Annotated in this window: 5 protein-coding genes; all 5 read right to left on the bottom strand. The window is 73.3% G+C overall.

The window, feature by feature from the left end; all coding sequences use genetic code 11:
* On the bottom strand, nucleotides 1–917 hold a 917-nt coding region (locus tag NBZ85_RS25705), incomplete at its 3' end, for a serine/threonine-protein kinase (RefSeq protein WP_261562753.1).
* Nucleotides 914–3,277, bottom strand: coding sequence for a transglutaminase TgpA family protein (locus tag NBZ85_RS25700; RefSeq protein WP_261559729.1), 2,364 nt, complete (start codon nucleotides 3,275–3,277; stop codon nucleotides 914–916). The genes NBZ85_RS25705 and NBZ85_RS25700, both read right to left, overlap by 4 nt.
* On the bottom strand, nucleotides 3,274–4,599 hold the full coding sequence (locus NBZ85_RS25695) for a DUF58 domain-containing protein (protein ID WP_261562752.1): 1,326 nt from the start codon (nucleotides 4,597–4,599) through the stop codon (nucleotides 3,274–3,276). Before NBZ85_RS25695 ends, NBZ85_RS25700 begins: the two co-directional genes overlap by 4 nt.
* A gap of 72 nt (nucleotides 4,600–4,671) precedes the next feature.
* Entirely contained in the window at nucleotides 4,672–5,646 is a 975-nt protein-coding gene (locus NBZ85_RS25690) for an AAA family ATPase (protein WP_261562751.1), read from the bottom strand.
* A 195-nt stretch (nucleotides 5,647–5,841) separates the two neighbouring features.
* Nucleotides 5,842–6,381: a hypothetical protein gene (locus tag NBZ85_RS25685; protein WP_261562750.1), complete on the bottom strand. Its 540-nt coding sequence runs from the start codon at nucleotides 6,379–6,381 to the stop codon at nucleotides 5,842–5,844.
* Nucleotides 6,382–6,592: the final 211 nt, after the last annotated feature.

The raw sequence follows: 6,592 nt of genomic DNA, 5'->3' as shown, positions 1-6,592 counted from the left end.
GGCGGGGCGTCAGCGTGGACGCCTCCCGCGGCGGACGGCGGGGCCAGCTCGCCGATGGGTCTGGGGGGCGTCTGGCGGACGGTGAAGCCGAGCAGCGCGTTCAGGCGGCGCAGCTCGGCGGCCGCGTCCGCGGCGCTGGCCGGGCGGCGGGACGGGTCCCGGGACATCAGCGAGTGCAGGGCCCGTTCGACCTCGTCGGGGACGTCGGCCCGGTGCAGGGGGCGGATCTCCTCGTGGAGGATGCGCAGGATCATCGCCGGGGTGGAGTCGCCGGGTAGCCAGCCGAACGGCGGGGTCCCGGACAGCAGGGTGTGGATCGTCGCGCCCAGGCTGTACAGGTCGGAGGCGACGGTGGCGCGGGAGCCCTGCAGGACCTCCGGGGCGGTGAAGGCCACGGTGAAGGCGCCGTCGGTACCCGACCGTTCGGTGCCGAGTCCCAGGGTGGCGATGCCGAAGTCGCTCAGCACCGGGTCGCCGCGGTCGGAGAGCATGATGTTGCCGGGCTTCACGTCCCGGTGCAGGATCTGCAGGCTGTGCGCGGCGTGCAGGGCGTCGGCGATCTGCGCCGCGACGCGCAGGGTCTCCGCCACCCCGAGCGGGCCTTCTCGGCGCAGCCGGTCGGACATGGAGCCGGCGGGGAGGTACTGCATCGCGATGAAGGGGCGGCGATCGCGGGCGGAGCCGACCTCGAACACCGTGATGATGTTCGGATGGCCGGTGAGGCGCCCGGTCGCCCGGCATTCCCGGGCGAAGCGACGGGCCGCCGCAGCGTCGAGCAGGTCCGCGTTGATGACCTTCACGGCGACGGTGCGATCCAGCTTGTCCTGGTAGGCGGTGTAGACGAGGCTGAACCCGCCGTGTCCGATCAGCCGTAGCGAGTGGTAGCCGTCGATCATCGGCCCGTCGTGTTCGTTCACCGGGGCTCGCTCGGTGCTGACAAAGTAGGTCCACGAGCCGGTGCAGGTGCGGGCCGCGTCCGACTGTGGACCCGGTGGGCCGAGCCGAAGACCGCGGCGGGCGCGAGGTGCCGGCGGGCCCGGAGACCGCGCGGGGTGGCACGGCGCAGCTCGGCGCGCATCGTTGCGTTGTGCTGCCAGGCCGTCTCGGCCTCCCGTTCACTCACGGAGTTCGGTGCACCAGGGATGTTCGGCCCGTGCAATGCCGCGGTCGCCAGGCGGGCCAGCTCGGCCAGCGGCGCCCGCCCGCCCGGTCCGACCAGGGCCGATCCGTGGTCGACGACGGCCGTCGCGGACGCTGACGGCGGTACCGGCGCGCCGGCCCGGTCCAGTGACTCGAGCGTGTCCAGCCAGGCGCCGACGACCCGGTCCCGATCGCCGCCCGCCGTTCGCCGTCGCCGCCGACGCCGGGCCGGGGCGGACAGTGCGAGGACGAGGTACGCCACGCCGACGGCCACCACCAGGCCGGCGGCGGCCAGCCCGACGATGGTGCCGACCGAGGTCGAGGACGACCGCGGCGGCCCGACCGGCGCGGCCTCCACCACGGACTGCGGTGGCACGGCGGCGGCCTCGGTGACCTTCTGGGCCCGACCGGCCGGTTCCCCCTGGGCCGAGGTGGCGACCGACCCGCCGCTCGAGCCCCCCGGCTCCGGCGTCGGGTAGAACGGCACCCAGCCGGCCCCGGCGAAGTCGACCTCCGGCCACACCAGCACATCCCCGGCCCGAACCGCCACGGCCCGAACCGCCCCAGCCCGAACCGCCACGGCCTGATCGGTCCCGGCCGGGGCCGCGCCGGACGTGGGCTTGCTGGCCGGATGGAAACCGACCACGACCCGGCTGGGCAGGCCCAGGACTCGGGCGATGACGGCGAATGTCGTGGCGAACTGCTCCGACGTGCCGCTGTGGCTGCGGTCGAGGAAGTAGGCGAGGTGACCGTAGGCGTGGCCGGACGGGGCTTCCGGATCATTGGTGAACCGGGTGCGCAGGTACTGTTCCAGCCGGTAGGCCCGCTGGAACGGGGTGCCTCCGTCCGCCCCGACCTCCCGCGCCGCCGCGGCGATCTGCGCGGGCAACCCCGGCGGGAGTGCTCGCGTCGGATCCGACGCGCCGACGTTCGCGGTCCGCAGCGCCGCGAGCTGCGGCGGGCTCAGCTCGCGCGGCACGGCGGACGTGACGCTGTAGGTGCGTCCGGGGGTCACCGGCCGGCTCGAGATCAGGCTGCCGCCGGCGGTGTCGACGGCGAGGTCGTCGCCGCTGAGTTCGACCGGCCGGTCGACGTGCGGCAGGAAGATGCCGGGCAGGGTGCCGATGGTGATGTCCTCGCTGATCCGGCTCGCGGCCGGCGGTGCGTCCGACGCCGGCGGTACCCGACCGCCGGCGGGCGTGAAGCGCGCCGACGGGGTCCACTGCTGCCCGTCGAACCGGTCGAGCACGGCCAGTCGGATGTTGCGGGAGATGACCGGGGTGGCGGTGAACAGCACGTCGCCTGGTGAGCGCAGCCACGCGGAGACGAAGTCGAGCGGGCTGACCGTCGGCTGCGGGTGCGACGGGACGCCGTGGTGGGCGCGCAGGTCGTACGGCCCGGCGCTCGGGGTAAGCAGCGCCGGACCGGCCGCGAGCGCCCCGGCGGCGGTCACCGCGACCAGCGTCAGGCTCAGCGCGGCGCGGCGTGCATCCAGCCGACCGAACAACCCGAACCAGGTCGGACGACCAGGGCCGGTGCCAGGGCCCGTCGATGCCCGTGGTTCGGCCCGCCGACACAGGACCAGCGCTGCGGCGGCGATCACCAGGCCGCCGGCGATACTCAGGTTGGAGCCCGGGCCGGACACCGTCAGCGTCACGGCGATACCGAAGGCGACCAGCGCCGGTATCGCCGGTGCCAGCACCGACCGGGTTCTGAGCACCAGTTCGGCGCCGCAGAGCGCGGCCAGCCACGTCAACGCCTGCGGGACGACCAGCAGGTCGGGGGAATCCGGTGCAGGCAGGGTCGTGTCGAGCAGCCGGGTGGTTCCGTTGACCAGACCGTCGGTGATCGCCGGGAACACACCGTCGGCGTGCGGCGAACCGTGGCGGAACAACGTCGCGGCGACGACGGCGAGCCACAGCACAGCCGAACTCAGCACCGACACCGGCAACGGCGGGAGCCGGCGCCCGGCGCGACCGAGTAGGGCGGCGAGCAGCGCGGCCAGCAACACGGGGAGGATCGCGGCCGCGGCCACCGGGCCGAGGACGGCACCCAGGCCGAACCCGCGGTGGAAGGCGGCGCCGGCGAGCCCCGCGAGGCAGGCGACGGTACCCAGGCTGGCCAGGCGTGCGATCACCGGAGGCCGTCCAGCGAGGACCGGCCGCCCCCCGCCGGGGCCGGCCAGAGCGCCGCGAGGCCGGCGGCGCCGCGGACGTCGAGTACCCGCAGTCGTCCGCCGCCCAGCGAGGAGGTGCTGTCGCTCTCGCCGACCCGGACCACGATCACTCGCTCGAACCCGACGGCGACCGCTGCGGCGCTGACCGTCGCGGGGGCGTCCTCGGTGCCGCTGATCAGGGCCAGCGTGCCGATGGCGCGCCGGGAGGAGCCACGGACCGCGGCGACGAGCGTCTGCTCCGCCGACGGGCCGCCGTCACCGTCACCGTCACCGTCGTCGCCGGAATCCGAACCGGGTGGGCCCGCGCCGACCAGGTCCATCCCGGCCAGCACGTCCAGGGCGGCGGTCTCGTCCGCCCGGCCGCCATTGAAGGTGAGCCGCAGCCCGGCGGTGGTGCTCAGCCGCACCGGGTAGCGCAGCCGCGCGGACGCCAGCAGGACGGACGCGGCGGCGTCCACCGCGGCGTCGAAGGCGGCGAGACCCGGGTCGCCCGGCGGGTAGGCCCGACGCCGGGTGTCGAGCAGCACCGTCGTCGCCGGCTCCGCGGGGTCGACGTACTGCCTGACCAGCAGCGTGCCGGTGCGGGCGCTGGACCGCCAGTGCACGTGGCGCGGGTCGTCACCGGGCACGTACTCCCGCAGCCGGTGGAAGGTCACCCCGCCCTGGGACGCGCTGTCGACGGGCAGTCCGTCGGGACGGCCGGCGCGGGTCGACGGCAGCGGGGCCAACGGCTCGACCACCGGATACACGTGCACGGCCGCCGGTCCGCCCTGCTGCTGCGTCCGAGCGAACAGCCCGAACGGGTCGCTGCTGACCAGCTCCGCCGGCCCGACCCGGAGCACCCCGCGGCGCGCTGTCGGCAGCGTCACGGCGATCATGCGCTGCGCCCTGGGCCGCAGCGATCGAACCTCGGCCTCGGCGACGTTCGCCGTCCGGCCACCGGTCCCGCCACTGGCTCCGCCCGCGGGTTCCGACGCCGGCCCGGAGCCCGTCTGGTACGGCAGGCGCAGCCGTACCGGGCCGGTCACCGTCCGGTTGCCGGTGTTGCGAACCGTGACGCTGGCGATCGCCGGTTCGCCGCGCCCGACCCGCACCGGCGTCACCTCGATTTCCACGGTGAACGTGGGCTGGCGGGAGACCAGCGCGCCGGCGCACAACAGCGCCACGGCGCCGCCGGCGGCGAGTACCGCCAGCTCCGGGAATCGCAGCACTCCGGCGGCTGTGCCGGTGACGACGACGCCGGCGAGCACTCCGAAACCGGCCGGGGTGATCGTCCCGCGCACGCGGCGCAGCCAGTTCCGGGCGGCTGCCGGTCGTGATTCTCGGAGCGTTTCCGCTGCCGTGGCCATGCTGGGTCAGACTCCGGCGAGTGTCCGGGGCACGGGCACCTGGGCCAGGGCCTCGGCGACGGCGTCTTCGCCGGTGTAGCCGCGTAGCTCGGCGTCGGGGGTGACGAGCAGCCGGTGCGCGAGGACGGGGGCGGCGAGCCGCTGCACGTCCTCCGGGATCACGAATGCCCGGCCGGCCGCTGCCGCCTGCACCTGCGCCGCTCGTAGCAGCGCGATGCTGCCCCGGGGGCTGGCTCCCAGCCGCAGGCCGGGCAGCGACCGGGTGGCGGTCACCAGGTCGACGACGTAGCCGCCGACGTTGTCCTCGACGTGCACCTGTGCCGCCATCGAGACCAGGGCGAGGATGTGGTCGGTGGTGAGGACCGGTTGGAGGTCCTCGACCCGCAGGCCGGCGCGGCGATCGCGCAGGATCGCGAGTTCGGCGTCGCGGTCGGGATAGCCGACCCGTACCCGCATGAGGAAGCGGTCGAGCTGGGCCTCCGGTAGCGGGTAGGTGCCGTCCATGTCGACCGGGTTCTGGGTGGCGACGACGAAGAACGGCTGGGGCACGGGATGGCTCACCGCGTCGACGGTGACCCGGCCCTCTTCCATGACTTCGAGCAGTGCCGCCTGTGTTTTCGGGGATGCCCGGTTCACTTCGTCCGCGACCACCACGTGGGCGAATACCGGGCCCTCGTGGAAGGTGAATTCGCCGGAGCCCTGCTGGTAAATGGTCACCCCGGTGATGTCGGACGGGAGCAGGTCCGGGGTGAACTGGACCCGGTGGCAGCTCGCCTGGACGGAGGCGGCGAGCGCTCTGGCCAGGGATGTCTTCCCGAGCCCGGGGACGTCTTCCAGCAGCAGGTGGCCACCGCTGAGCAGGCAGGTGAGGGCCTGGGAGACGGCGTCGGTCTTGCCGCGGATCACCTGACCGACGTTGTCCACCACGGCCTGAAACGCCGCGGCGAAGTTCTCCCAACCGACATCATGACTCTCTGACACGAATCCCCCTCGTACGCGTCATGATAGCCGCACGACGCGTGTCCCCATTGCCACACTTCGTCTCAGTCTAGCCGGCCCGTTTGGGCCGCAGTGCGACGTCCGCCGTCCCCGTCCTGCTCATCGCTGTCGGATAGGTGTCAGGCTGCTAGCCAACGGCAACCCCTGGACACCCGCAGCAGCCTCACCCCAAGAAGATTAAGGTATCGGACCAGTTACACCTTTGCCTGTTCCGGCAGCGTTGCGCGCCGCGACGCTGATCCCGTTGACTGGGTTGGCGCCTCGCCGTCCAATGCGAAAGCTCGTCGTGCTTTGTATATATGTCTCGTCTGCTGCGCCAAGGTCGTAGTGAACAGTGATCATGTAGTCGAGGGTGCCACCACCGGAGTCTGCAGGCGGGTCCCAGGTCGTTTCTGAGATGACCCCTGGGTAGATGTTTCCATCGCTACGGTAGGCCGGATCATCGTGGGAAAGATCAGTCGAGGCAAGGTTTCGCACTGGGCTTGGGGGGATGCAGCCCATTGCTTCGGCGGTGGCGGAGCTCGCCGATTTGCCGCCCGGGCCGGTGGCGGTGGCGGTGGCGGTGGCGGTGGCGCATCCAGCCACGGGGATGCTGATGGTGGCTGGTGCGGTGAGAGTGCGGGTGCCGCCTGGGTTGACGGTGAGCGTGTAGCTGGTCACGAGTCCGCCGGCCGGTGGCGCGGTCACTGTCACGGTGATGGCGCCGGAGGCGGCCACCGCTTGCACGCCGGGTATTCCGGGCGCCGCGGGTGGAGGGGGCGTTGTCAGCGGAGGAGGCGAGCTCTGCCGGGGGCTCTGCCGCTCGATTGGCGGCGGCTGGGTCGTGCTTGGCCTTCCGGCGGGTCCCTGCGGTAGCGCGGGGGGGTTCGCGTTCGGTCCTGACGGGGGGACGTTCGGGCCGGTTCCAGATTGTGGGCTGGGTGGGATC

This window comes from Frankia tisae, assembly GCF_025403405.1.
Lineage (GTDB): Bacteria > Actinomycetota > Actinomycetes > Frankiales > Frankiaceae > Frankia > Frankia tisai.
The sequence above is the reverse complement of the archived record's forward strand: the minus strand, read 5'-3'. Positions and strand labels throughout refer to the sequence as shown.